General features: G+C 48.7%; 21 protein-coding genes. 13 read left to right on the top strand and 8 right to left on the bottom strand.

Annotated features, from left to right (window positions below):
• Nucleotides 1-585 precede the first annotated feature (585 nt).
• The 5 genes from dnaA (at nucleotide 586) to yidA (ending at nucleotide 7730) form a co-directional block, all read left to right on the top strand.
• Nucleotides 586-1980, top strand: a complete 1395-nt coding sequence (gene dnaA, locus IO95_RS08910) for a chromosomal replication initiator protein DnaA (protein WP_023489198.1) — start codon at nucleotides 586-588, stop codon at nucleotides 1978-1980.
• 5 nt (nucleotides 1981-1985) lie between these two features.
• Nucleotides 1986-3086: a DNA polymerase III subunit beta gene (gene dnaN / locus IO95_RS08905; RefSeq protein ID WP_023489197.1), complete on the top strand. Its 1101-nt coding sequence runs from the start codon at nucleotides 1986-1988 to the stop codon at nucleotides 3084-3086.
• A 156-nt stretch (nucleotides 3087-3242) separates the two neighbouring features.
• Nucleotides 3243-4328, top strand: a complete 1086-nt coding sequence (gene recF, locus IO95_RS08900; protein ID WP_023489196.1) for a DNA replication/repair protein RecF — start codon at nucleotides 3243-3245, stop codon at nucleotides 4326-4328.
• Between the two features lie 18 nt (nucleotides 4329-4346).
• Nucleotides 4347-6761 carry a DNA topoisomerase (ATP-hydrolyzing) subunit B gene (gyrB, locus tag IO95_RS08895; protein WP_023489195.1) on the top strand — a complete coding sequence of 805 codons (2415 nt, stop codon included), beginning with the start codon at nucleotides 4347-4349 and terminating at the stop codon, nucleotides 6759-6761.
• A 159-nt stretch (nucleotides 6762-6920) separates the two neighbouring features.
• Nucleotides 6921-7730, top strand: a complete 810-nt coding sequence (gene yidA / locus IO95_RS08890; protein ID WP_023489194.1) for a sugar-phosphatase — start codon at nucleotides 6921-6923, stop codon at nucleotides 7728-7730.
• On the opposite strand, the gene IO95_RS08885 is transcribed toward yidA, so the two are convergent.
• The 3 genes from IO95_RS08885 to IO95_RS08875 are packed head-to-tail and all read right to left on the bottom strand — an operon-like array spanning nucleotide 7725 to nucleotide 10011.
• Nucleotides 7725-8666, bottom strand: a complete 942-nt coding sequence (locus IO95_RS08885) for an ornithine cyclodeaminase family protein (RefSeq protein WP_023489193.1) — start codon at nucleotides 8664-8666, stop codon at nucleotides 7725-7727. The two genes, yidA and IO95_RS08885, sit on opposite strands and share 6 nt — an antisense overlap.
• On the bottom strand, nucleotides 8653-9618 hold the full coding sequence (locus IO95_RS08880) for a threonine/serine dehydratase (protein ID WP_023489192.1): 966 nt from the start codon (nucleotides 9616-9618) through the stop codon (nucleotides 8653-8655). Before IO95_RS08880 ends, IO95_RS08885 begins: the two co-directional genes overlap by 14 nt.
• A 33-nt stretch (nucleotides 9619-9651) precedes the next feature.
• Nucleotides 9652-10011: a YceK/YidQ family lipoprotein gene (locus IO95_RS08875; RefSeq protein WP_023489191.1), complete on the bottom strand. Its 360-nt coding sequence runs from the start codon at nucleotides 10009-10011 to the stop codon at nucleotides 9652-9654.
• 338 nt (nucleotides 10012-10349) lie between these two features.
• On the opposite strand from IO95_RS08875, the gene ibpA reads away from it, so the two are divergent.
• The 3 genes from ibpA (at nucleotide 10350) to IO95_RS08860 (ending at nucleotide 13129) form a co-directional block, all read left to right on the top strand.
• Nucleotides 10350-10763 carry a small heat shock chaperone IbpA gene (gene ibpA / locus IO95_RS08870; protein WP_023489190.1) on the top strand — a complete coding sequence of 138 codons (414 nt, stop codon included), beginning with the start codon at nucleotides 10350-10352 and terminating at the stop codon, nucleotides 10761-10763.
• Between the two features lie 92 nt (nucleotides 10764-10855).
• Entirely contained in the window at nucleotides 10856-11284 is a 429-nt protein-coding gene (ibpB, locus tag IO95_RS08865; protein ID WP_023489189.1) for a small heat shock chaperone IbpB, read from the top strand.
• Between the two features lie 186 nt (nucleotides 11285-11470).
• Entirely contained in the window at nucleotides 11471-13129 is a 1659-nt protein-coding gene (locus IO95_RS08860) for a putative transporter (protein WP_023489188.1), read from the top strand.
• A gap of 75 nt (nucleotides 13130-13204) precedes the next feature.
• Here IO95_RS08860 and IO95_RS08855 read toward each other — a convergent pair whose 3' ends face one another.
• The 5 genes from IO95_RS08855 to IO95_RS08835 all read right to left on the bottom strand — a co-directional run bounded on the left by IO95_RS08855 (nucleotide 13205) and on the right by IO95_RS08835 (nucleotide 18392).
• Nucleotides 13205-14458, bottom strand: coding sequence for a valine--pyruvate transaminase (locus IO95_RS08855; protein WP_023489187.1), 1254 nt, complete (start codon nucleotides 14456-14458; stop codon nucleotides 13205-13207).
• A gap of 200 nt (nucleotides 14459-14658) precedes the next feature.
• Nucleotides 14659-15642, bottom strand: a complete 984-nt coding sequence (ghrB, locus tag IO95_RS08850; protein WP_023489186.1) for a glyoxylate/hydroxypyruvate reductase GhrB — start codon at nucleotides 15640-15642, stop codon at nucleotides 14659-14661.
• A gap of 490 nt (nucleotides 15643-16132) precedes the next feature.
• On the bottom strand, nucleotides 16133-16564 hold the full coding sequence (locus tag IO95_RS08845; RefSeq protein ID WP_037384854.1) for an N-acetyltransferase: 432 nt from the start codon (nucleotides 16562-16564) through the stop codon (nucleotides 16133-16135).
• A complete protein-coding gene (locus IO95_RS08840; protein ID WP_023492868.1) occupies nucleotides 16533-17132 on the bottom strand; it encodes a DNA-3-methyladenine glycosylase I in 600 nt (199 codons plus the stop codon). The genes IO95_RS08845 and IO95_RS08840 overlap by 32 nt, the downstream gene beginning before the upstream one ends.
• Before the next feature lie 498 nt (nucleotides 17133-17630).
• Nucleotides 17631-18392 carry a LuxR family transcriptional regulator gene (locus tag IO95_RS08835; RefSeq protein ID WP_051791159.1) on the bottom strand — a complete coding sequence of 254 codons (762 nt, stop codon included), beginning with the start codon at nucleotides 18390-18392 and terminating at the stop codon, nucleotides 17631-17633.
• A 366-nt stretch (nucleotides 18393-18758) separates the two neighbouring features.
• Here IO95_RS08835 and glyQ point away from each other — a divergent pair, with 366 nt between their 5' ends.
• The 5 genes from glyQ (at nucleotide 18759) to IO95_RS08805 (ending at nucleotide 24110) form a co-directional block, all read left to right on the top strand.
• A complete protein-coding gene (glyQ, locus tag IO95_RS08825; protein WP_023491270.1) occupies nucleotides 18759-19667 on the top strand; it encodes a glycine--tRNA ligase subunit alpha in 909 nt (302 codons plus the stop codon).
• A gap of 9 nt (nucleotides 19668-19676) precedes the next feature.
• Nucleotides 19677-21746, top strand: coding sequence for a glycine--tRNA ligase subunit beta (gene glyS, locus IO95_RS08820; RefSeq protein ID WP_023491269.1), 2070 nt, complete (start codon nucleotides 19677-19679; stop codon nucleotides 21744-21746).
• Between the two features lie 189 nt (nucleotides 21747-21935).
• Nucleotides 21936-22655: a DUF3053 domain-containing protein gene (locus IO95_RS08815; RefSeq protein WP_037384849.1), complete on the top strand. Its 720-nt coding sequence runs from the start codon at nucleotides 21936-21938 to the stop codon at nucleotides 22653-22655.
• A gap of 293 nt (nucleotides 22656-22948) precedes the next feature.
• The gene (locus IO95_RS08810; RefSeq protein WP_037384984.1) at nucleotides 22949-23860 is read left to right on the top strand and encodes a cation transporter; all 912 of its coding nucleotides are present in this window, start codon (nucleotides 22949-22951) and stop codon (nucleotides 23858-23860) included.
• Nucleotides 23844-24110, top strand: a complete 267-nt coding sequence (locus IO95_RS08805) for a hypothetical protein (protein ID WP_037384846.1) — start codon at nucleotides 23844-23846, stop codon at nucleotides 24108-24110. The genes IO95_RS08810 and IO95_RS08805 overlap by 17 nt, the downstream gene beginning before the upstream one ends.
• The last annotated feature ends 61 nt before the right edge of the window (nucleotides 24111-24171 follow it).

The following is a 24171-nucleotide window of genomic DNA, read 5'->3' as shown; positions in this document are numbered from 1 at the left end:
CGCCCCTTTCATCTTTCAGGCCGCAGTTTTGCTGCCTGTCATTTGAAATTGATGGGGGTAGTCTACTTGGTTGTTAGCCAAGTAAAGCACGGTCTTGGCCCATAATCACCGCAGGATCCTGTCTGGTAAATAACCCGACCAATCAGAACCAAGTATCACACGTGGGCGAAGATTATACGGACTCAAGGGTAAATCACAAGGATCTCCGTGCGATCCTCGGCATTTTTCGCCAGGATCCTGGTGGATAACCCAGTACAACGGGCTTATGGTGTGAAAAAGAAGGCGATCGACTACCGTGATTGCAGCGGTTGCTTTCTGTTGGTTAAAATATCACCACACGCTCTTGGCTGTGGATAAAATGGATCTAATCTGTGATGAAGGAGAGGATCTCTTGCTCGGATTGCGCTATGATCCGTCATTCGGATCCCGATCCTAAACAGGGATCATCAGGTTATGCTACCAAGGTGTTCCACATGCTTCTAGCGGTTTTCAGCCGATGAAGGCCTGTGGGCATCATCATGAGTGATAAAAAAGTAACCTGATCCTTTTCTTTTTATTTTTGATCTTGTTCGAGTGGAGTCCGCCGTGTCACTTTCGCTTTGGCAGCAGTGCCTTGCCCGATTGCAGGATGAGTTACCAGCCACAGAATTTAGTATGTGGATACGCCCATTACAGGCGGAACTGAGTGACAATACTCTGGCGCTGTATGCGCCCAATCGTTTTGTGCTGGATTGGGTGCGCGATAAGTACTTAAACAATATCAATGGGCTGCTTAATGATTTTTGTGGGACTGATGTGCCACTATTGCGTTTTGAGGTGGGCAGTAAACCTCTGACACGAACGATAAGTCAGGCGGCTACGGCCAGCGTCAACAATGCACCGGCAGCCCCAGTGGCCCGTACTGCGGCACCTTCTCGTCACAGTTGGGATAATGCCGCACCGCCACCCGAGCTTTCTTACCGTTCCAATGTTAACCCCAAACATACTTTCGATAACTTCGTTGAAGGTAAGTCGAACCAACTGGCGCGCGCTGCGGCTCGGCAAGTGGCAGATAACCCTGGTGGGGCTTATAACCCACTCTTCCTGTATGGTGGAACCGGCTTGGGTAAAACTCACCTGTTGCATGCGGTGGGCAATGGCATCATGGCGCGTAAAGCCAATGCCAAAGTGGTTTATATGCACTCGGAACGTTTTGTGCAGGATATGGTTAAGGCGTTGCAGAATAACGCGATTGAAGAATTCAAGCGCTACTACCGTTCGGTGGATGCGTTGCTGATCGATGACATTCAGTTTTTTGCCAATAAAGAGCGTTCGCAGGAAGAGTTTTTCCATACTTTTAACGCGTTGTTGGAAGGCAACCAACAGATCATCCTCACTTCTGACCGTTATCCTAAAGAGATTAACGGGGTGGAAGATCGTTTGAAGTCTCGCTTTGGTTGGGGCCTGACGGTGGCAATTGAACCACCAGAGCTGGAAACCCGCGTGGCGATCCTGATGAAAAAGGCAGATGAAAACAATATTCGTTTGCCGGGTGAAGTGGCGTTCTTTATCGCTAAACGTCTACGTTCCAACGTGCGTGAACTGGAAGGGGCGTTGAACCGGGTGATTGCCAATGCTAATTTTACTGGCCGCGCCATTACCATTGATTTCGTGCGTGAAGCGTTGCGCGATCTACTGGCGTTGCAGGAAAAGCTGGTCACTATCGATAATATTCAAAAGACGGTGGCAGAGTATTATAAAATAAAAGTAGCGGATCTGCTGTCGAAGCGGCGTTCCCGTTCCGTTGCTCGCCCGCGCCAGATGGCGATGGCATTGTCAAAGGAACTCACCAACCACAGCTTGCCAGAAATCGGCGATGCGTTTGGTGGCCGCGACCATACCACGGTGTTGCACGCCTGCCGGAAAATTGAGCAGCTGCGTGAAGAAAGTCACGACATCAAAGAAGATTTTTCCAATTTAATCAGAACATTGTCGTCATAGCGCATATGAAATTTATCGTTGAACGTGAGCATCTGCTAAAACCGCTGCAACAGGTGAGTAGCCCACTGGGTGGCCGCCCAACGTTGCCAATTCTGGGTAACCTGTTATTGCAGGTAACGGAAGGTTCTCTATTGTTGACGGGAACCGATCTGGAAATGGAGATGGTGGCACGCGTCTCTCTCTCCCAGCCCTATGAAGTGGGGGCGACCACCGTCCCTGCACGTAAATTTTTTGATATCTGCCGGGGTTTACCGGAAGGTGCCGAGATTACCGTCACGCTTGAAAGTGAGCGCATGTTGGTGCGTTCTGGCCGTAGTCGTTTTTCATTATCCACGCTACCGGCGGTAGACTTTCCGAATCTGGATGATTGGCAGAGTGAAGTGGAGTTCACGCTACCGCAGGCGACCTTAAAGCGCCTGATCGATGCGACCCAGTTCTCGATGGCGCATCAGGATGTGCGCTATTACCTCAACGGCATGTTGTTTGAGACCGAAGGGGAAGAGCTCCGCACTGTGGCGACTGATGGTCACCGTCTGGCGGTATGCGCCATGCCGATTGGTCAATCCTTACCGACACATTCGGTGATTGTGCCACGTAAAGGGGTGATGGAGCTGGTGCGTCTGCTGGATGCTGGTGATACGCCACTCCGTGTACAGATCGGCAGCAATAATATTCGCGCCCATGTGGGGGATTTTATCTTTACCTCCAAGTTGGTTGATGGCCGTTTCCCTGATTATCGTCGTGTATTGCCGAAGAACCCTGACAAGACCTTAGAAGCCGGGTGTGACTTGCTTAAGCAGGCCTTTGCCCGTGCGGCCATTTTGTCGAATGAGAAGTTTCGCGGTGTCCGCCTGTACGTCAGTCAAAATCAACTCAAGATCACTGCCAATAATCCGGAGCAGGAAGAGGCAGAAGAGATCCTTGATGTCAGCTATGATGGCAGCGAGATGGAAATTGGGTTTAACGTCAGCTACGTGCTGGATGTATTAAACTCGCTCAAGTGCGAGGATGTGCGTCTACTGCTGACTGATTCGGTCTCCAGCGTGCAGATTGAGGACGCGGCCAGTCAGGCGGCGGCCTATGTTGTTATGCCAATGCGTTTGTAGAAATTATCGGGCTATCTTACTTGCTCCTTTGTGATTGGGCCGTACTCGCAATCCTGACGTACTCTGTGTACGCATCGGTTGCTGGGGGTTTTACGGCACGCAAATGGCTTGCGACGATAACGCCCAGGGTTGTTCGATGATTAAGATAACTGCCGCATGGCGTTAACGCGTTTACTGATTAAAGATTTCCGCAATATTGAAGCGGCGGATCTGGCTCCCGCACCTGGGTTTAACTTCCTGGTTGGGGCCAATGGCAGTGGTAAAACCAGCGTATTAGAGGCGGTTTATACCCTTGGTCATGGGCGTGCTTTTCGCAGCTTGCAGGCTGGCCGAGTGATCCGTCATGATCAGCCGGAATTTGTACTGCATGGCCGGATTGAAGGGGCGGAACGTGAGTTATCAGTAGGACTAAGCCGAAGCCGGCAAGGTGACAGCAAAGTACGTATTGATGGCAGCGATGGTCATAAAGTGGCGGAACTCGCCCAACTATTGCCCATGCAGTTGATTACTCCCGAAGGTTTTACTCTGCTCAATGGCGGGCCAAAATATCGGCGCGCGTTTGTGGATTGGGGATGCTTCCATGATGTACCCGGTTTTTTCACCGCCTGGAGCAACCTGAAACGGTTACTGAAGCAACGTAATGCTGGCTTGCGCCAAGTCAGTCGTTATGCGCAATTGCGCGCCTGGGATCAGCAGTTGGTTCCACTGGCTGAACGCATCAGCGAGTGGCGGGCGGCATACAGTGAGGCCATTGCCGCCGATATTACTGCGACCTGTGCACAATTTTTGCCTGAATTTGCGTTAAATTTCTCTTTTCAGCGCGGTTGGGATAAAGAGAGTGACTATGGAGAGCTGTTGGAGCGGCAGTTTGAGCGCGACAGGGCATTAACCTATACCTCGGTTGGGCCACATAAAGCAGATTTCCGTATTCGTGCCGAAGGCACACCGGTAGAAGATTTATTATCACGCGGTCAGCTTAAATTGCTGATGTGTGCATTGCGCTTGGCGCAGGGTGAGTTTCTCACCCGGCAGAGCGGGCGGCGTTGCCTGTATCTGATTGATGATTTTGCCTCCGAGCTGGACACTGGCCGTCGCCGGTTGCTGGCTGAACGTCTGAAAGCCACTCAGGCTCAGGTTTTTGTCAGCGCGGTAAGTGCTGAACAAGTTACTGACATGATCGGTGAAAAGGGCAGGATGTTCCGTGTGGAACAGGGTAAAATAGAAGTTCAACCACAGGATTAAAATAAGCGAGAAACGTTGATGTCGAATTCTTATGACTCTTCAAGTATCAAGGTATTAAAAGGGCTGGATGCTGTGCGTAAGCGTCCAGGCATGTATATCGGCGATACTGATGACGGCACCGGTCTGCACCACATGGTGTTTGAGGTTGTGGATAACGCTATCGACGAAGCCCTCGCTGGCCACTGTAATGACATTCAGGTGACCATCCATGCTGACAACTCGGTGTCGGTGCAGGATGATGGCCGCGGTATTCCCACCGGTATTCACGAAGAAGAAGGGGTTTCTGCGGCACAGGTCATCATGACTGTTCTTCATGCCGGCGGTAAGTTTGACGATAACTCCTATAAAGTTTCCGGTGGCTTGCATGGCGTGGGGGTTTCCGTCGTTAACGCCTTGTCAGAGAAACTTGAGCTGGTGATCCGCCGTGAAGGCAAAGTGCACGAGCAAACCTATAAACACGGTGAGCCACAAGGGCCACTGAAAGTGGTGGGTGAGACCACCCAAACCGGCACCACAGTACGTTTTTGGCCGAGTTACCAGACTTTTACCAATAACATCGAATTTGAATACGATATTCTGGCCAAGCGCCTGCGGGAACTGTCGTTCCTTAACTCGGGTGTTTCTATTCGTCTGAAAGATAAACGTAACGACAAAGAAGACCACTTCCACTATGAGGGCGGGATCAAGGCGTTCGTTGAGTATCTGAACAAGAACAAAACGCCAATCCATCCAACGGTGTTCTACTTCTCAACGGTAAAAGATGAAATCGGTGTGGAAGTGGCACTACAGTGGAACGATGGTTTCCAGGAAAATATCTACTGTTTTACCAACAACATCCCACAGCGTGATGGGGGGACTCACCTGGTCGGTTTTCGTGCCGCGATGACGCGTACCCTTAACAGCTATATGGATAAAGAAGGCTACAGTAAAAAATCCAAGATCAGTGCCACCGGTGATGATGCCCGTGAAGGTTTGATTGCCGTCGTTTCGGTGAAAGTGCCGGATCCGAAGTTCTCTTCACAGACCAAAGATAAACTGGTCTCTTCGGAAGTGAAAACGGCAGTTGAGTCACTGATGAACGAGAAGCTGGTGGATTACCTGATGGAAAACCCATCAGACGCCAAAATCGTTGTTGGTAAAATCATTGATGCGGCCCGAGCGCGTGAAGCAGCACGTAAAGCGCGTGAAATGACACGCCGTAAAGGTGCACTGGATTTGGCTGGCTTGCCAGGCAAATTGGCGGACTGCCAAGAGCGCGATCCGGCGTTGTCTGAACTGTACCTGGTGGAAGGGGACTCTGCGGGGGGCTCGGCAAAACAGGGGCGTAACCGCAAAAACCAGGCGATTTTGCCACTGAAAGGTAAAATCCTTAACGTTGAGAAAGCGCGTTTTGACAAGATGCTCTCTTCGCAGGAAGTGGCTACCTTGATCACTGCGCTGGGCTGTGGCATTGGCCGCGACGAATACAACCCAGATAAACTTCGTTATCACAGCATCATCATCATGACCGATGCTGACGTCGATGGTTCGCATATCCGTACATTGTTACTGACTTTCTTTTATCGCCAGATGCCGGAAATCATCGAGCGTGGTCATGTGTTTATTGCACAACCGCCGCTATACAAGGTGAAGAAAGGCAAGCAGGAACAGTATATTAAAGACGACGAGGCCATGGACCAGTACCTGATTTCCATTGCGCTTGATGGGGCAACCTTGCATACCAATGAGGTCGCACCGCCATTGGCCGGGGAACCGTTGGAGAAACTGGTGGCTGAGCATTACAGCGTACAAAAGCTGATTGGCCGAATGGAGCGTCGTTATCCGCGTGCCTTACTCAACAACCTAATCTATCAACCTACCTTGAGCGAAGATGATCTGAGTGACCAAGCTAAAGTGAAAACCTGGATCGAGTCACTGGTGAAATTGCTCAACGATAACGAACAGCATGGCAGCAGCTATGATTTTGTCATGGTTGACAACCCAGAACGTCAGATGTTGGAGCCAGTGCTGCGCGTTCGTACTCACGGCGTCGATACTGATTATCCTCTGGACTTCGATTTCATCCACGGTGGTGAATATCGCAAGATCTGTACATTGGGTGAAAAACTGCGTGGTTTGCTGGAAGAGGATGCATTTATTGAACGTGGCGAACGTCGTCAGCCGGTAAATGGTTTCGAGCAAGCGTTGGAATGGCTGGTGAAAGAATCTCGCCGTGGTCTGTCGGTGCAGCGTTATAAGGGCTTGGGTGAAATGAACCCAGACCAATTGTGGGAAACCACCATGGACCCAGAACAACGCCGTATGCTGCGAGTGACGGTGAAAGATGCTATTGCCGCAGATCAACTGTTCACCACCCTGATGGGCGATGCAGTTGAACCACGCCGTGCCTTTATCGAAGAGAACGCCCTGAAAGCGGCGAACATCGATATTTAATGCGTTAATCAGCAACAGAAAATCCGCGCCGGTGCTCCCGCGCGGATTTTTTATCGCTGCGTTTTAGTCTCGCTGAATTCTAGCCAGGCTAGGTTATCGTCTACCAACACCTTGCACCAACCTGATACCTACCAAGGAAACTTACCAAGAGAAATTCGTATGGCGATTGAACTGATAGCAATTGATATGGATGGCACGTTACTCAACCCTCAACACCAGATCACGCCAGCGGTGAAGCAAGCGATTAGTGCGGCGCGCGCTCAAGGGGTGAAGGTGGTGCTGGCTACAGGGCGGCCCTATGTGGGGGTGCAGGATTATCTATGTCAGTTGGATATGCAAGGCGCTGATGATTTCTGTATTACCTATAACGGTGCATTGGTGCTTAAAGCCGCCGATGGAACCTGCATTCTGCAAGAAACCCTCAGTTTTGACGATTATCTCTATTTTGAGCAGTTAGCGCGGCAGCTTGGGGTGCATTATCACGCATTTGATTTCGATACCCTGTATACCCCGAATAAAAACATTGGCAAATATACCATTCGTGAAGCGGGAATTACCGGTATTCCGTTGAAATACCGTAGCGTAGAGGAGATGGATCGTACCCTACGTTTCCCGAAAGTGATGATGATTGATGAGCCTGAATTGTTAGAGCATGCCATCGCTCATTTGCCAGCGGAAGCCGGCGAGCGTTACACCATTATGAAAAGCGCCCCCTTTTACCTGGAAATCTTGCACCAGCGGGTTGATAAAGGCGCTGGGGTGAAAATGCTGGCGGATCATCTGGGTATCAAACAGCAAAACGTGATGGCGCTGGGGGATCAGGGTAACGATATTGCGATGATTGAATATGCTGGTGTTGGCGTAGCGATGGGCAATGCGATCGCGGAACTGAAAGAGATTGCCCAGTTTGTAACGAGTACCAACACCGAAGACGGCGTGGCACGCGCTATTGAGAAGTTCGTATTATAGTTTTGCCAGAATTCCTTTCACAATCTGAGCATCCTGAATGGCTAACCCGGTGAGGTCGGCCAAGGTGATCTGTTGTTCATTCTTTCTAACCCGCTCGCCACGAGCCAGTATTTCTCCGAACTCAACCACAGCTACTGACGCCAGTAAATTTTGCTGATAGGCACGAGCAATTTCACCATACTGACTGCATTGACTGAGTGCATCCACCAGGATGGTGTCAGCTTTGGCGACCAACGCCGTTGCTAACTCCTGTTTTCCCTCAGCGTCTGACCCTACGGCGGTGATATGTGTTCCTGGGCGGATATCCTCTGCTTGCAGCAGGGGTTCACGGCTTGGCGTGGTGGTCACAATCAGATTGCAATGTGCCGCCAGTTCAGCGGCATTTTGGGTGGTATTTACCTGAAAACCTTCCGCTTCAGCCCGTTGACAATAGTCAGCAAGGTGATGTGGGCTGCGACCCCAAAGCCACACTTGGCGACAGTCGGTGACCGTTTTAAGGTGTTGCAATTGTAGCCATGCCTGCATTCCTGTGCCCACGATACCAATGGCCTGCACGTTTTGCGGTGCGCATAATTCCGCAGCGATGCGCCCAGCCAGGGCAGTACGTAATGCTGTCAGCCAGCCTTCATCCAACAGTAGCACCTGTGGTTTGCCAGTTTGCGCAGAAAAGGCCATCATTAAGCCTTGGTTGCTAGGCAGCCCTTGTTGTGGATTGTGGTAAAACCCAGAAGACACTTTCACCACAAAGTATTCTTCCCTTTCCAGCCATGCGGATTTAATACAACAGTCACCTGCCGCAGCTTCAAACCGAAAGTGTTGCACTGGTGGCATCTGTACCTGGCGCGCAGAGTAGGCGATAAAACCGGTTTTTAGCAGTTGGGTGATGCTGTCGGCATCAAAAGCAGCAAGAATTTGTGTTTTATTAATGACTTTCATGGCTGACTGCCTGCAAATATTTTTCCAGCACAATATTTTTACCACATAACACCACGGCCACTTTTTTGCCTAGCAACTCGGGTGCCAATTTGCAGGCTGCGGCTAAGGCCACGCCGGCAGCACCTTCGATAATCCAACGGTCGCTACTGGCAACCAGGCGCATTGCCTGTTTGATTTCCTCTTCGCTGACCAATACTTTACGGTCAATGACCTGTTGGCACAGGGGGAAGGTGATAGCACCCGGTTCCACTCCCCCCGCAGTACCGTCAGAGAGAGTCTCTTGTTCTTCCACTGGGTAGATATGCCCCGCCTCCAGTGCGCTGTACATGCTGGTGGCATTTTCTGGCCAGCAGGCAATAAGTTGTGTTTTTGGCGACAATTTTTTTAGAACGGTACCCATTCCCGCAATATAGCCGCCGCCACCCACCGCAACAAATACCGCATCCAGTTCTGGCTGCTGTTCGATGATTTCCATCCCACAGGTGCCTTGGCCTGCAATTACGTCGGCATCGTTATAAGGGGAAATATAGGTTTTATGCTGTTGGCGTGCGGCCTTTTCCGCAGCCAACTCGGCATTCAATGGGTCACCCGGGACCAATTCCACCTTGCCACCTAAGGCACGGATGGTATCGAGCTTGATGGTAGCGGCACTTTCAGGTGCATAGACGGTGACATTGACGCCCATTAATTTACCCGCGAGTGCAACGGCTTGACCATGGTTACCGGTTGATGCGGTAATCACGCCTTGTTGACGTTGTTGTTCACTCAGTAACCGTAGTTTGTTGCTGGCGCCACGAAACTTAAATGAGCCGGTATGTTGTAAATGATCGCACTTGAGATAGAGCTCGCAGCCTAATTGCTGTGAAAGCAGCACGCTGTGTTCCAACGGGGTGACGCGGACTTGTGGGCGCAATTGTTGATGGGCGGAAACAATGTCATCAAATAGGCTCATACTGTTCTCTTTAGGATTTTAAATGGCATGGAACTATTTCTGGGTCTTCGGGGGGGGTGGCGTTGGCATCCCCTGCCCTAGATTACCGCTCTCAGACAGATTTTTTGCCTCGTCACGTTCGATACGTGCTTTGGGGGACAGGGTGGTTTTATCATCATCCGAACGGAGGTAATCATAAGGTAGCAAAATGGTATCCATCACTGCCGAGAAGGGTAGATCGATGGCTAACAGGGGCATCATGGCCCAACTGGTGTCCTCTTTTTTCATCGTATCTATGCTGGCACGGGTGCCAGGATAGTAACCCTGATCGCCACCGGTGTGGCTCATCACGCTGGAGCAGCCACTGATGAGTAAGCACAGGCCGCTGGTGGTTAGTCTCTTTACTGATTTCATTGACTCATCCTGAGGTGGATTTCTGCCGAAATTTGCTGATTTATGATTAAGTTAAATCAATTTTTACCAGCTCACGAATAGATTGAAAGATATAAAATTTAGCTCTGTGGCGGTTATCTCACTTTATTGTATGTGATGGGCAAATTATCGTCTTTATGTTTGACGATTTTTTTAACCCGGTGAGTTGAAATAAGTGAACCCAGCCCCATTTTCTTGGTAACGCCAATTTAAGAGTTCGCTGAAAAGGGACTCTGGCGTTGAGCTTGTCCACATTTGAGTCTGTCCATAATGGAAGACGTTATTACCCACCTCGCTGAAGTGTTTTAGGAGGCAGTTTTATGAGCAATTTTGATCTTTCCCCACTATACCGTTCTGCTATTGGTTTTGATCGCCTGTTTAATGCTCTGCAAACCGGGCAAAATCAAGGTAATGGTGGCTATCCGCCGTATAACGTTGAGCTGGTTGATGAGAATAATTATCGTATCGCCATCGCGGTGGCCGGGTTTGCCGAGCCGGAACTGGAGATTATCACCCAGGACAATCTGCTGATTGTGCGTGGTGCTCGCCATAATCAGGCCGTTGAAAAAACCTATTTATACCAAGGTATTGCCGAGCGTAATTTTGAACGTAAATTTCAGTTGGCCGAACATATTCAAATTAAAGGGGCTAAGCTGGAAAACGGTTTGCTGTATATCGATCTGCAGCGCATCGTGCCGGAAACATTAAAACCGCGTCGGATCGAAATTAAATAATTCCGTTTCACTGTGGGTGAAACACCACCTTGCCTGCTGATAGTTCGGGGGCAAATTAATACCTATCTCGCTTCTTGGAAGGAGTTAATACCATGCGTAACTACGATTTATCCCCACTTTTGCGTCAATGGATCGGTTTTGACAAGCTGGCCAGCTCAATGGGTGGGCAGGAACCCCAAGGGTTTCCCCCCTACAACATAGAGAAGAGTGACGATAACCACTACCGCATTTCTCTGGCGTTGGCCGGGTTCAAACAGAGTGAGTTGGATATTGAAGTGGAAGGTCCACGTTTATCGATACGCGGTAAACCCACGCCACCAGAAAAACAGGTGGAATATCTGCATCAAGGATGGGAGTGCAAAGAATTCACTTTGACTTTTACCTTGGCGGAACACATGCAGGTTTCCGAGGCCAAATTTGAAAATGGCCTGCTGCATATTGAGCTGGTGCGCCATGTATCGGAAGCCTTACAGCCACAACGGATCAGCATCAGTAGCACTCCAGAGCTAGAAGTCAAGTAACTGGCTGAATAAAAAGAAAATCATGGTGGGGAGGTCTGAATGGCCTCCCCTGTCACATTAATGTGGAATACCCCACATTACCCCCTCAAAGTTTATGCCAGAATCCCTCTAACCTAGTTAGGTTGCGTTTTAAATTGTGATTTTTACCACATATTGGTTATTAAACTTTTGTTAAGGATGTGACGTATGAGTGATATCGCCCTGACCGTCAGTATGCTGGCGTTAGTGGCTATTCTCGGGTTATGGATTGGCAACTGGAAAGTGTATGGCGTGGGTTTAGGGATAGGTGGCGTCTTGTTTGGCGGTATCATTGTCGGGCACTTTGCACAGACTTATCAGATAGACCTCAACGGCGATATGTTGCACTTTATTCAGGAGTTTGGGCTGATCCTGTTTGTTTACACCATCGGTATCCAGGTTGGGCCTGGTTTCTTCTCTTCCCTGCGCGTCTCTGGTCTCCGGTTAAATGGCTTTGCCATTTTGCTGGTGCTTATGGGCGGGGTGGTCGCAGCGGCAGTCCACAAACTGTTTGCGGTACCATTACCGATTATTCTTGGGGTGTTCTCGGGTGCGGTGACCAATACGCCAGCACTGGGTGCCGGGCAACAGATACTGACCGATTTAGGGTCGGATCCAGCACTGGTTGATCGTATGGGGATGGGGTATGCCATGGCCTATCCATTTGGTATCTGTGGCATTCTACTGGTGATGTGGCTTATCCGGCTGTTCTTTCGTATCAATATTGAACAAGAAGCGAAAGAGTTTGAAAACAGCATGGGCAACAATCGCGAACTGCTGCAGACCATGAATGTGGCGGTACGTAACCCTAACCTGCAAGGTCTGGCCATCAAAAATGTGCCATTACTTAACAGCGATGACATCATCTGCTCGCGCCTGAAGCGGGGCGACCTGTTGATGGTGCCATCACCGCAAGAAATGTTGGAGTTAGGGGATTTTCTTCACCTGGTGGGTAAGCGTGAAGAGTTGGAGAACGCGCGCTTGGTGATCGGTGAGGAAGTGGATGTGTCACTTTCTACCAAGGGTACTGCTCTGCAGGTGGTTCGTGCCGTGGTGACCAACGAAAAGGTCTTGGGTAAAAAAGTTCGCGATCTGAATTTTAAGCAGAAATATGACGTGGTGATTTCGCGCCTTAACCGTGCTGGTGTTGAGCTGGTGGCAGGCAGTAATGTCACGCTGCAGTTCGGGGATATTCTCAACCTGGTAGGGCGGCCAGAATCTATCGAGGTCGTGGCGGCGATTGTTGGTAACGCCAAGCAGAAGTTGCAACAGGTACAAATGTTGCCAGTGTTTATTGGCATCGGGTTAGGGGTGCTGCTGGGTTCTATTCCGTTGTTTATTCCTGGCTTCCCGGCGGCGTTGCGGTTGGGGTTGGCTGGCGGGCCACTGGTGGTGGCTTTGATCCTGGGGCGTATTGGCAGTATCGGCAAACTTTACTGGTTTATGCCCCCCAGTGCTAACCTGGCGTTGCGTGAGTTGGGTATTGTATTGTTCCTGGCGGTGGTGGGGTTGAAGTCGGGCGGTAACTTTATTAACACCCTGATCCATGGTGAAGGGTTAGCCTGGATTGGCTATGGTGCGTTGATCACTGCCATTCCCTTAATCACCGTGGGTATATTAGCCCGGGTGATGGGCAAAATGAACTACCTGACACTATCTGGCATGTTGGCAGGGTCGATGACTGATCCACCTGCCCTGGCCTTTGCCAATGGCCTGCATCCCACCAGTGGTGCAGCGGCACTCTCTTATGCCACGGTTTATCCGTTGGCAATGTTCCTGCGTATTATGTCTCCGCAATTGTTGGCCGTGCTGTTTTGGGCCATGTAATGGTGTTTTTCAAGATCATGTAGTGATGTTTTTCAAGGTGGTAGATTCAGGGGCTCTTCAGAGCCCCTTGGTTCTTTAACCCGCTTCTTGATGTGCTCGTTCAACCTCTTCTGCCAAGATCATCACACCCTGTTCAATGCTTGCTGGGTCAGGGATATAGTTCATACGCATACATTGGTGGGTATGTGGCCATTCCTGTTCCAGTCCTGGGAAGAAATAGTGGCCTGGCACCATCAGGACCCCACGTTTCTTCAGGCGTTGGTAGAGTAATTCTGTGGTGATGGGCAGATCCTTAAACCATAACCAGAGAAAAATAGCCCCTTCCGGTTTGTGGATCAGGCAACGTTCTGGTGACAGATAACGGCGAATAATGCCAATGGTCTGTTCAACACGCTGTTTGTAGAACGGGCCGATCACTTCATTAGACAGACGTAACAGATCACCACGCTCAATCATTTCTGCCGCCAGCGCTGGGCCGATGCTTCCTGGCGACAGGCTGATAATGCCATTCATATTGGTCAGGGCGGTAATTACCCGTTCATTGGCTATAACGATGCCACAACGTGAACCTGGCAGGCCGAGTTTAGACAGGCTCATGCACAGAATGATATTGGGGTTCCATAATGGCGTTGCGTCGCTGAAAATAATGCCCGGGAAAGGTACGCCATAAGCGTTATCAATCACCAAAGGTATATCGTGCTGCTGTGCCAATAGATCGAGTTTGTTCAGTTCCTCGTCGGTGATCACATTACCTGTCGGGTTGGTCGGGCGTGAAACGCAGATCATGCCAATATCGTCACCGATCGTTAAATGCTCAAAATCGATGTGATATTTAAATTGGCCGTCTGGCAGGAACTCTATATTGGGTTTGGCGGAGACAAATACCCCTTCATCCAACCCGGCATCAGCATAACCGATGTACTCGGGAGCCAGTGGGAATAACACGCGGCGGCGTTTCCCTTCTGCGTAGCGGCCTGCGAACAAATTGAATAAGTAGAAAAATGCGCTTTGACTGCCGTTTGTTAGCGCAATATTTTGTGGCCCGATGGGCCAATCAAACTCTTTCTGTAGCAGATTAGCCAGTGCTGACAGTAAGAGGTCTTTGCCTTGTGGGCCATCGTAGTTACATAGTGCTTCAGTCAATTTGCCATTTTCGAGCATATCTTGGCACAGTTGCTTGAAGTAACTTTCCATTTCTGGAATTTTTGCAGGGTTTCCACCGCCGAGCATGATGGCGCCTGGGGTGCGCAGACCATCATTCAGGTCGTCCATTAAGCGGGTGATACCGGCATAACGGGTAAATTTATCGCCGAAAAGAGAAAAAGTCATAGGTGCCGCAGAATTGTTATTGGTCAGTAGGGCTCCACCATACCGCCAGATAAAAGCAGGTGCAATTAAGCAGATATTTTATCTGGCGACGTGAAGTATCATGATATGTACTTTTTATAGCATAAAACGCTAATTAATTTTTACAGCTAAAAGAGTAACACGGGTATCTATCACCTTTGTAGTGAATAGAGGTCAAGTCGTTAATAGGGGTTAATCAGTAAATGGGGATTAACGCAATTTTTTGTTACCTGGCCTGTGAGTGCGGCAATCAGGTTATCCACAGCACATTCAGCCATGCCATAGCGGGTTTCATGAGTGGCAGAACCGATATGGGGCACAGCAACCACATTGGGCAATTGCAGTAGTGGTGAATTCACCGATAACGGTTCTTGCTCAAAAACATCCAACCCGGCAGCGTGAATAGTACCGTTCTGCAAGGCCTCGATAAGCGCTTGCTCATCAACCACCGGCCCTCGCCCTGCATTGATCAAAATGCTGCTTTTCTTCATTTTCGCCAACTGTTCATGGCCGATCATATGGAAGGTTTCGCTAGTTAACGGGAGTGTGATGCAGAGAAAATCTGACTCAGCCAGCAGAGTATCAAGATCGCAACGGCGGGCGTTGAAATTTTGTTCGGCCTGTTGATGGGTGCGGCGGGCGTTATATAACACTGGCATGTTAAAGCCTAAGTGTGCCCGTTGTGCCAATGCCAGCCCGATGCGCCCCATACCGAGGATGCCAATAGTTTTATGATGAACATCAACACCATACCACTCGGGCCCAATGTTATTTTGCCACTCACCCGCTTTCACTCGCTCGGCGACTTCAACCACGCGACGTGCCGTGGCCAACATCAAGGCCATGATGGTATCGGCCACGGTTTCTGTTAATACGCTCGGGGTATGCATCAATAATACTTGGTGGGCATTAAGCGCTTCGAGGTCAAAGTTATCGTAACCTACTGTAATCGTTGAAGCAGCACGTAGTTTAGGTGCCCGTTGCAGAAAGGCTTCATCAATTTTGCCGCCAGAACCGATAATCCCTTCAGCTTGTTGTAATGCAGTCTCAAACGCAGGGGTATTATCTGGGGGTAAATCATCGAAAGCATGTACCGTGAAGTGCTTGTCCAGCCGCTGATGCAGGTCGGCAGGAATACTCCGATACAATATGACTGAAGGCTTCATTAAAAACTCCAACGAGAGAACGATATAGCTATAATAAATCAATTAATTAGTGTGAACCAGGGTACCCGGGTACCGTTGCGACTTGAATGGCGATGAATATATAGGGGGAGCGGAGTGGCGACTGATAACATCATTCAGTTTAGCTTTTACTATCATTGCTTAGGAGCAAAAAAACTGATCCCGATTAAAGGATCAGGTGCCAAATTGGCCAACACCAGGGAAAATGATTAAACACTGTTGTAACTTACAGATTGCCTGTGAGTTTTTGAGATTAAGCTGGAAATATTGCCACTGTTATCAGTATCGCCACCATAAATGGAACCGATCCCATTAAAAAGTGACAGAAGAGAAAAATATGATATCAATCACAAAACGGGAAGAATAGCGGGTTGTTTTACGGGAGTGATCAACCTCTGCCAGCTCAGTTCATTCAAGTTCATCCTATCCTAATCGATCAATCTACGGACCGACCCATGCCAGTTTATTGAAATTAAGTAGCAGGCCAATTCATGATCAGCGTATGGGCTTGAGTTTCTTGGTTAAACAGACGCTGCATTTCGCGGAACCCTTGTTTGTAGTAGAAGGCGCAAGCTCGTTGGTTATCCTCATACACTTCCAGGCTAAGCCAACGATAATGATGTTGTACGCAGGCCATTAATGCTGCCCCCACCCCTTTGCCATGAAAGTGATGGTCAACAAACAGAGCGCCAATAAAGCGCTCATCCAATATGCTGATAAAAGCGACAATTTGCTGGTTATGCAGATACACCCAAGTTTTAGCCCGGGGCAAATAGTTATCCCGTACCAGTTGAGCACTTTGCTGCCAATAGTCAGATGGCACAAAGGGATGAGCACGGGTGGTGCTTTCTAGCCAGAGCACCATCAGCACGTCAAGGTCGGCGGACGTTGCGGTGCGTATCATCTTTGGTATTCTCCGGGTGGCAAAAACAACCAGTAACATGGTCGTTTACCAAGCCGCAGGCCTGCATAAAGGCATAGCAGATGGTTGAACCGATAAATTTGAAGCCGCGCTTTTTCAATGCCTTGGACATGGCAACAGAAATCTCTGTTTGAGCGGGCACTTCGTTTAGGGCTTGCCAGTGGTTCAGTTGCGGTTTACCTCCGACAAATTGCCAGATAAAGGTAGAAAAATTTTCCCCCGCTAGTTCCATGGCTTGATAAGCTTTGGCATTGGCAATGATGGCTTCAATCTTGCCGCGATGGCGGATAATCCCGCTGTCTTGCAGCAATAACGCCACATCTTGTTCGTTCATGGCAGCGATACGTGTTGGGTCAAAATTGTGGAAAGCACGGCGGTAGTTTTCACGTTTTTTCAGCACCGTGATCCAAGAGAGGCCAGCCTGTTGCCCTTCCAGACACAACATTTCGAACAGTTCGCGTGCATCCGTGGTTGGGGTGCCCCATTCTTTATCGTGGTACTCAAGATATAATGGGTCAGCGGTAACCCAACCGCAACGTTGATTATCCATGCCGATACTCCTTATTCTTATTTCGTTTTTTACTGACGCAGTGACCCGAGTATATAGCGTTAGTGCACCATTTCTGATGATTGGCTTAGCGGGAAGGCACCATAGATAAGGACTACCTGGTAGTTTGAAGTCGGCATAGGGTGCCACAAACGCTGGTACGGTGCCTGATGCGGGCCTGTTACCGAAAAAGTATAGTGGGTGACTGTACTTTAGTATAACTATCATTCAGTAACAAAAAACTTTATCGTTAGTGCGTAACAACAATAACAAGAATTTTAAGCAAAAAAAACTGATCCCGATTAAAGGATCAGGTGCCAAATTGGCCAACACCAGGGAAAATTCTTAAACATTATTGTAAATCATAGAGTGCCTGTCAACAGTTTCTCTCACCCAATCAAAGAAGGGGTGAGAGTATATTTTTATGCATTTTACCCTCTTCCTTTTTATTTTTTTTAGTCAAATGGTTTTTGAGCAATTTTATCTGAAAGTTTGGCTACATTAGCGAACCGACCTGATTAGCTGCAATTCAACACTGAGCCTTATGGCATGCTTGGCATTGTTAACGCCTAACTTTTTAACTGCATTTCCAATATGAAATTTTACTGTGGTGAGTTTAATTCCTAAGATAAGTGCAATTTCCTGATAGGATTTCCCCATGCTTGCCCAATAAATAATTTCATTCTCGCGAGGGGAAAAGAAATTTCTCTGGTTTATTTTCTCAAAGTAGTTAGCATTATTCAGTTCTTGAGAAGTGTTAATGAGTTTTTCATGCGTTTTCATCAACAATAGCTGTAAACTATCTTGCTTATCTCTAATCAGCGGTTCAACACTATTATCACAATGGCTATCTATGATAATAGATAAAACCGCCAGATGATGAAGATGGTCATGCAACACGAAGGTATAACCATGAGTAACATCATAACTTTTCGCCATATTAAATATTTTTGGCAGTTTAATTCCCGAGTTAATCATGATGTTTTTATCCCAAAAAAATGGGGTAACTCGATGTGATGCAGTCACTAAAACCGGGTCGATATACTGAAAGTTGTTATTGACATAAAAATCAAACCATTCAGTTCTATTTGAAATCACTGAAAAATCAGCAGGGTTCTTTTTATTCATTATGGCATAAGCGTACTTTATATTATTAAACTCTTTTAGTTTTTTTTCTAGATAGCTTTTGATAGATGAATTAATGAGTTCGTTAGGTTTACTCTCTGATAATAAATGACAATCTTTATCAAGGCCTTCTATCATACTTAGCTGTCCATAATGAATTTTAAAATGTTTGACACATTATCCTTGAAGTTACTTGTGTTGGCTACGCTATATCACTTCACTTATAGCGTGGGCTATGCTCCCAAAAACGCTGAGTTTAAAGTGCCGCATTTTGCAAACTCCCTTGATGCCTCGTCAACCTTGAACCTGTTGCTGTCGCTATTCGGGCCTCATGGGGTAAGCTGAATGAACTAGGGTATCGTGCTGAACCGGCTTTTTGCATATCACACCACGGTTTTTATCGGGGGATTGTGACTTGTTGCTGGATTCTGGCTGTATATCTTACGGTCAACAGGTATACTGAGCCCCTCTATTAAATCCACTTGTATCGCGTGCGAATTCAACATGCAAAAGTTTGATACCAAGACCTTTCAGGGTCTGATCCTGACACTGCAGGACTATTGGGCGCGCCAGGGTTGCACTATTGTTCAACCTTTGGACATGGAAGTTGGCGCAGGAACATCTCACCCGATGACCTGCTTGCGTGCTCTTGGCCCGGAGCCAATGGCTGCGGCCTATGTGCAACCTTCACGTCGCCCGACCGATGGCCGTTATGGGGAAAACCCCAACCGCCTGCAACACTATTATCAATTCCAGGTAGTGATTAAACCCTCACCGGAAAATATTCAGGAACTGTACCTGGGTTCATTGAAAGAACTGGGGTTGGATCCTGCTATTCACGATATCCGTTTTGTTGAAGATAACTGGGAAAACCCGACACTAGGGGCCTGGGGATTAGGTTGGGAAGTGTGGTTGAACGGGATGGAAGTGACCCAGTTCACCTATTTTCAACAGGTTGGTGGTTTGGAATGTAAACCGGTCACCGGCGAGATCACTTACGGTCTGGAACGCCTGGCGATGTATATCCAGGGTGTGGATAGCGTCTACGATTTGATTTGGAGCAACGGGCCATTGGGTATCACCACCTATGGCGATGTGTTCCATCAAAACGAAGTGGAGCAATCCACCTACAACTTTGAGTATGCGGATGTAGATTTCCTGTTTTCCTGTTTTGAGCAATACGAAAAGGAAGCGCAAACCCTATTGGCGTTGGAAAACCCCCTGCCATTACCTGCGTATGAACGTATTCTCAAAGCGGCCCATACCTTCAATTTGCTGGATGCGCGTAAGGCGATCTCGGTCACCGAACGTCAACGTTATATTTTGCGTATCCGCACGCTGACCAAAGCCGTTGCCGAGGCCTACTACGCTTCCCGCGAAGCGTTAGGCTTCCCGATGTGTAATAAGAAGTAAGAGGCAGCTATGACTCAACAGACTTTCCTGGTGGAAATCGGCACCGAAGAGCTGCCGCCGAAGGCTCTTCGCTCACTGGCAGAAGCTTTTGCTGCAGATTTTACGGCTGAACTTGATAATGCCGGCTTGGCACATGGCGAAGTGAGCTGGTTTGCTGCTCCGCGTCGCCTAGCATTAAAAGTGGCTAAACTCAGCGCGGCACAGGCTGACCGTGAAATTGAAAAACGTGGCCCGGCCATCGCTCAGGCATTCGATGCCAGCGGTCAGCCCAGTAAGGCCGCTGAGGGCTGGGCGCGTGGTTGCGGCATTACCGTTGATCAAGCTGAACGCCTGGTGACCGATAAAGGTGAATGGTTACTGTATCGCGCCCATGTTAAAGGCCAATCCGCACAGCAACTGTTGGCCGGTATGGTGAGCACGGCACTGTCAAAGCTGCCGATTCCCAAATTGATGCGTTGGGGTGATAAAGAAACCCAGTTCGTGCGTCCGGTACATACGGTGACCATGCTGCTAGGGGCAGAACTGATCCCAGGCACCGTGCTGGGCATCGATTCGGCTCGCACCATTCGTGGTCACCGTTTTATGGGTGAGCCAGAGTTTACTATTGAGAACGCCGATCAGTATCCGCAAATCCTGCAGGAGCGCGGTAAAGTGATCGCCGATTACGCAACCCGCAAGGCGTTGATTAAACGTGATGCTGAACTGGCAGCACAGAAGATTGGTGGAAAAGCCGATCTGAGTGAGAGCCTGCTGGAGGAAGTGACTTCATTGGTTGAGTGGCCGGTGGTGCTGACGGCAAAATTTGAAGAGAAATTCCTGGCAGTGCCTGCTGAAGCGTTGGTTTATACCATGAAGGGTGACCAGAAATATTTTCCGGTCTACGATGCCGCTGGCAAACTGTTACCGAATTTTATCTTCGTCGCCAATATTGAGTCCCGAGACCCGCAGCAAATCATCTCTGGTAATGAGAAAGTGGTGCGTCCTCGTTTGGCGGATGCTGAATTCTTCTTTAATACTGACCGCAAGAAGCGTCTGGAAGATCATTTACCGCGCCTGGAAACGGTACTGTTTCAGCAGCAGTTGGGTACCCTGCGTGATAAGACTGACCGTATTCAAGCCATGGCCGGCTGGATTGCGGGCCAGATTGGTGCTGATGTTAATCACGCAACGCGTGCCGGGCTGCTGTCGAAGTGCGACCTGATGACCAATATGGTGTTCGAATTCACCGATACTCAGGGTGTGATGGGGATGCACTACGCACGCCATGATGGTGAAGCCGAGGACGTAGCTGTTGCGCTTAACGAGCAGTATCAGCCACGCTTTGCGGGTGATGAACTGCCTCAATCGCTGGTGGCTTGCTCGTTGGCAATCGCTGACAAAATGGACACGCTGGTCGGTATTTTTGGTATTGGCCAGCATCCAAAAGGTGATAAAGACCCGTTTGCTTTACGCCGTGCTGCGTTGGGCGTGCTGCGTATCATCGTTGAGAAAAACCTGTCACTGGATTTGCAAACCCTGACCGAAGAGGCTGCGCGCCTGTATGGCAGCAAGCTGACCAATGCCAAGGTGGTGGATGATGTCATCGACTTTATGTTGGGGCGTTTCCGTACCTGGTATCAGGAAGCAGGCCATGCAGTGGATACTATCCAGGCGGTATTGGCGCGTCGCCCAACCCGGCCGGCAGACTTTGATGCACGGGTGAAGGCGGTAACACATTTCCGTACCTTGGCTGAGGCCACCGCGTTGGCTGCGGCTAACAAGCGTGTTTCCAATATCTTAGCCAAATCCAACGATGTATTGCTGGATCAGGTTCAAGCCTCGGTATTGAAAGAGCCGACAGAGCTGAAATTAGCCACTCATCTGGTGGTGTTGCGTGACAAGCTGGAACCTTTGTTTGCTGCAGGTCGTTATCAGGAAGCATTGGTTGAACTGGCGGCGTTGCGTGAGACGGTTGATGCGTTCTTCGACAGTGTGATGGTGATGGCTGAAGATGATGCGGTGCGGGTGAATCGCTTGACGTTGCTGAGTAAGTTGCGTGAGCTGTTCCTGCAAGTAGCGGATATTTCGGTGTTGCAGTAAGGGTAAAGTATTAATGAAAAGGCGCCTGAGGGCGCTTTTTCATCATCATGAGAATCCGTCGGTTATTCTGGGCTGAACGTTGAATCACGTATCCTATAGCAGGGAGTTGATCTATTCTTATCTGCAACGGAGTGCAACATAAGGCATGGAGCCAGATAAAAGAGACATTAATAACGGGAGTTATGTCACATGGCGGTAGGGATCCAAAGCAGAGGCTTTTCGCGTTGGTTGGCACCGGTATTTGCATTGTTGGTCGTGATGCAACTGACCGCCTGCGGCGATAAAGAGCCAGAACAGCGTAAAGCGTTTATTGATTATTTACATAATACGGTGATGCGTAGCGGTGTACACATTCCAACGTTGAGTGAAGACCAAAAACAGAAATTTGGCACTTATGTGAGTGATTACGCCATTCTGGTGGGTTTTTCTCAGCAATTGTCGAAATCGGTTGAGGCAAGTCTGACACCAGCACTGGAACAGATTAATCAAATTCGCACCGCACAAGACTATATCGCTAAGCGCGATACCTTGCAGCAATCGTTGGGTGCATTGAACCTGTTGGGTCAACAGATACAGTCAGCGAAGTTACAGGCGGATAGCGCCCGTGCCGCGTTGAAGCAACCTGATGATTTGAAAGCGGTGTATAGCCAGGTGTATGACAAGATTGTTACCACACCAAGCAATAGCTTGATGCCAGTGATCCCAACCACCAGCAGTTTTGTTCAGGAACTGGTGCTAGTTGGGGATTTCTTGCAGGCTCAGGGTAATCAGGTGAGTTTCAATAATGGCGGTGTACAGTTCCGTACTCAGCAGCAGGTGGCGCAGTACAACACCATGATGTCCAATCTGGTGGCTAAGCAGCAGGATTGGCTCAATGCACAGAAAACGGTGCAGGCAGTGATGCAGTAAGCAAAACTATCCAGGTACATTCGAGCGGCTTTCAGGCTGTAGTTTGAATGTACCTGAGTATGGGTTCCCCTTTTTTCAACGCCTTGTCATCCTTCCGTACCCTGATCTCTATACTACACTTCAGTTATCGGGCCGAAAACGCGTGGTCGAAGCATAACTATGGCCAAGTTCAATTAACTTGCAGGATAAAACATCTGGCTTTTTGAATACCCCGGCGACTTGTTTGACGATGGGTATATTCAACAGCGCCGTAAAATACGGGAACAGAGCCATTCGGTCAGTTGGAGGTCATTATCGTGCCCAGTACTCAACGTGAACAACAGCTTTTAAGGCGCTCAATTTATGGTGCTCTTGGGATATCTTGTTTGAGTATCACCTTCGGTTTTATTACCGGCTCAAGATCGATCATGTTTGATGGTATGTACGCCATATTGGATGCGACCCTATCCGGCTTGGCGTTATTCGTATTACGGCTAATCGGGCAAAACCCGAGCAGTCGCCGTTTTCAATACGGTTTTTGGCACGTAGAACCCTTGGTTCTGGTATTTAACGGCAGCCTACTGTTGTTACTCTGTCTGTATGCTTTTATTAACGCGATTCAAAGTCTTTTGGGAGGGGGAAATCATTTTGAGTTAGGGTGGGCGATAGCCTATGCCTTTAGTATCACCGTCATTTGTTTTGCGATATTTTTGAAACAAAAAAACGCTAACAAAGGGATATCTTCCCCACTGGTCGAGTTGGACGTGCGGGGCTGGATGATCTCCACAGCGATCAGTGCCGCGATCTTTGTCGCTTTTATCCTCGCCTGGTTTTTACAAGACACGCGCTTTGCCTATCTGGTCCCCTATGTGGATTCGATGATACTGGCAGTCCTGATCCTGTTTGTCATGCCAATGCCGGCCAAAATAATCTTTAATGCCATAAAAGAAGTTCTGATGATGACACCTGCAGCATTGGATAAAAAGGTGGAAGAGTTAATGCAACAACTTAGCCGTGAATACGGCTTCATCAAATATTCCCACTATGAAACACGTATAGGTCGCGGATTATTCTTGGAGATCTATGTCGTTCTGCCAGAAAGCATGGAACATATCGGCATCAGCCAGTTGGATTTGATTCGTGAGCGTATTGTCCAGGTTATAAAGGATCCAGAATTGGATTTGTGGATCAGTGTTTCTTTTTGCCGGCATGAAAAATGGCTTTGAGTGTCAGCCAGAGATGTGGGTCGCTGAGTTTGCCTGGTCAGCTCTCTGGCAGAGTGGGTGCCGCAGGGAAGATCCCATTCAAGAGCGCGGTTCGCTTGTGGTGCGTAAAATAAATCGTGATCAATGTATCAATTTAAGAACAAACCCTTCGGCCAATAACGTGATTTTAATCACGTTATTGGCTGGCGGTGACGCTTTATTGGTGTCTATTATTTCTAATATCGAAAGTAATTGTGATTTCAATCACTAAATCCACTGGGTTAACCCCCTCTGTTGTGTGATTTTAATCACGTTTCTTGGGTGAGGTTCGC

The sequence above is a fragment of the Serratia sp. DD3 genome, assembly GCF_000496755.2.
Note: the sequence above shows the minus strand (reverse complement) of the source record. Positions and strands in the feature narration are given on the sequence as shown.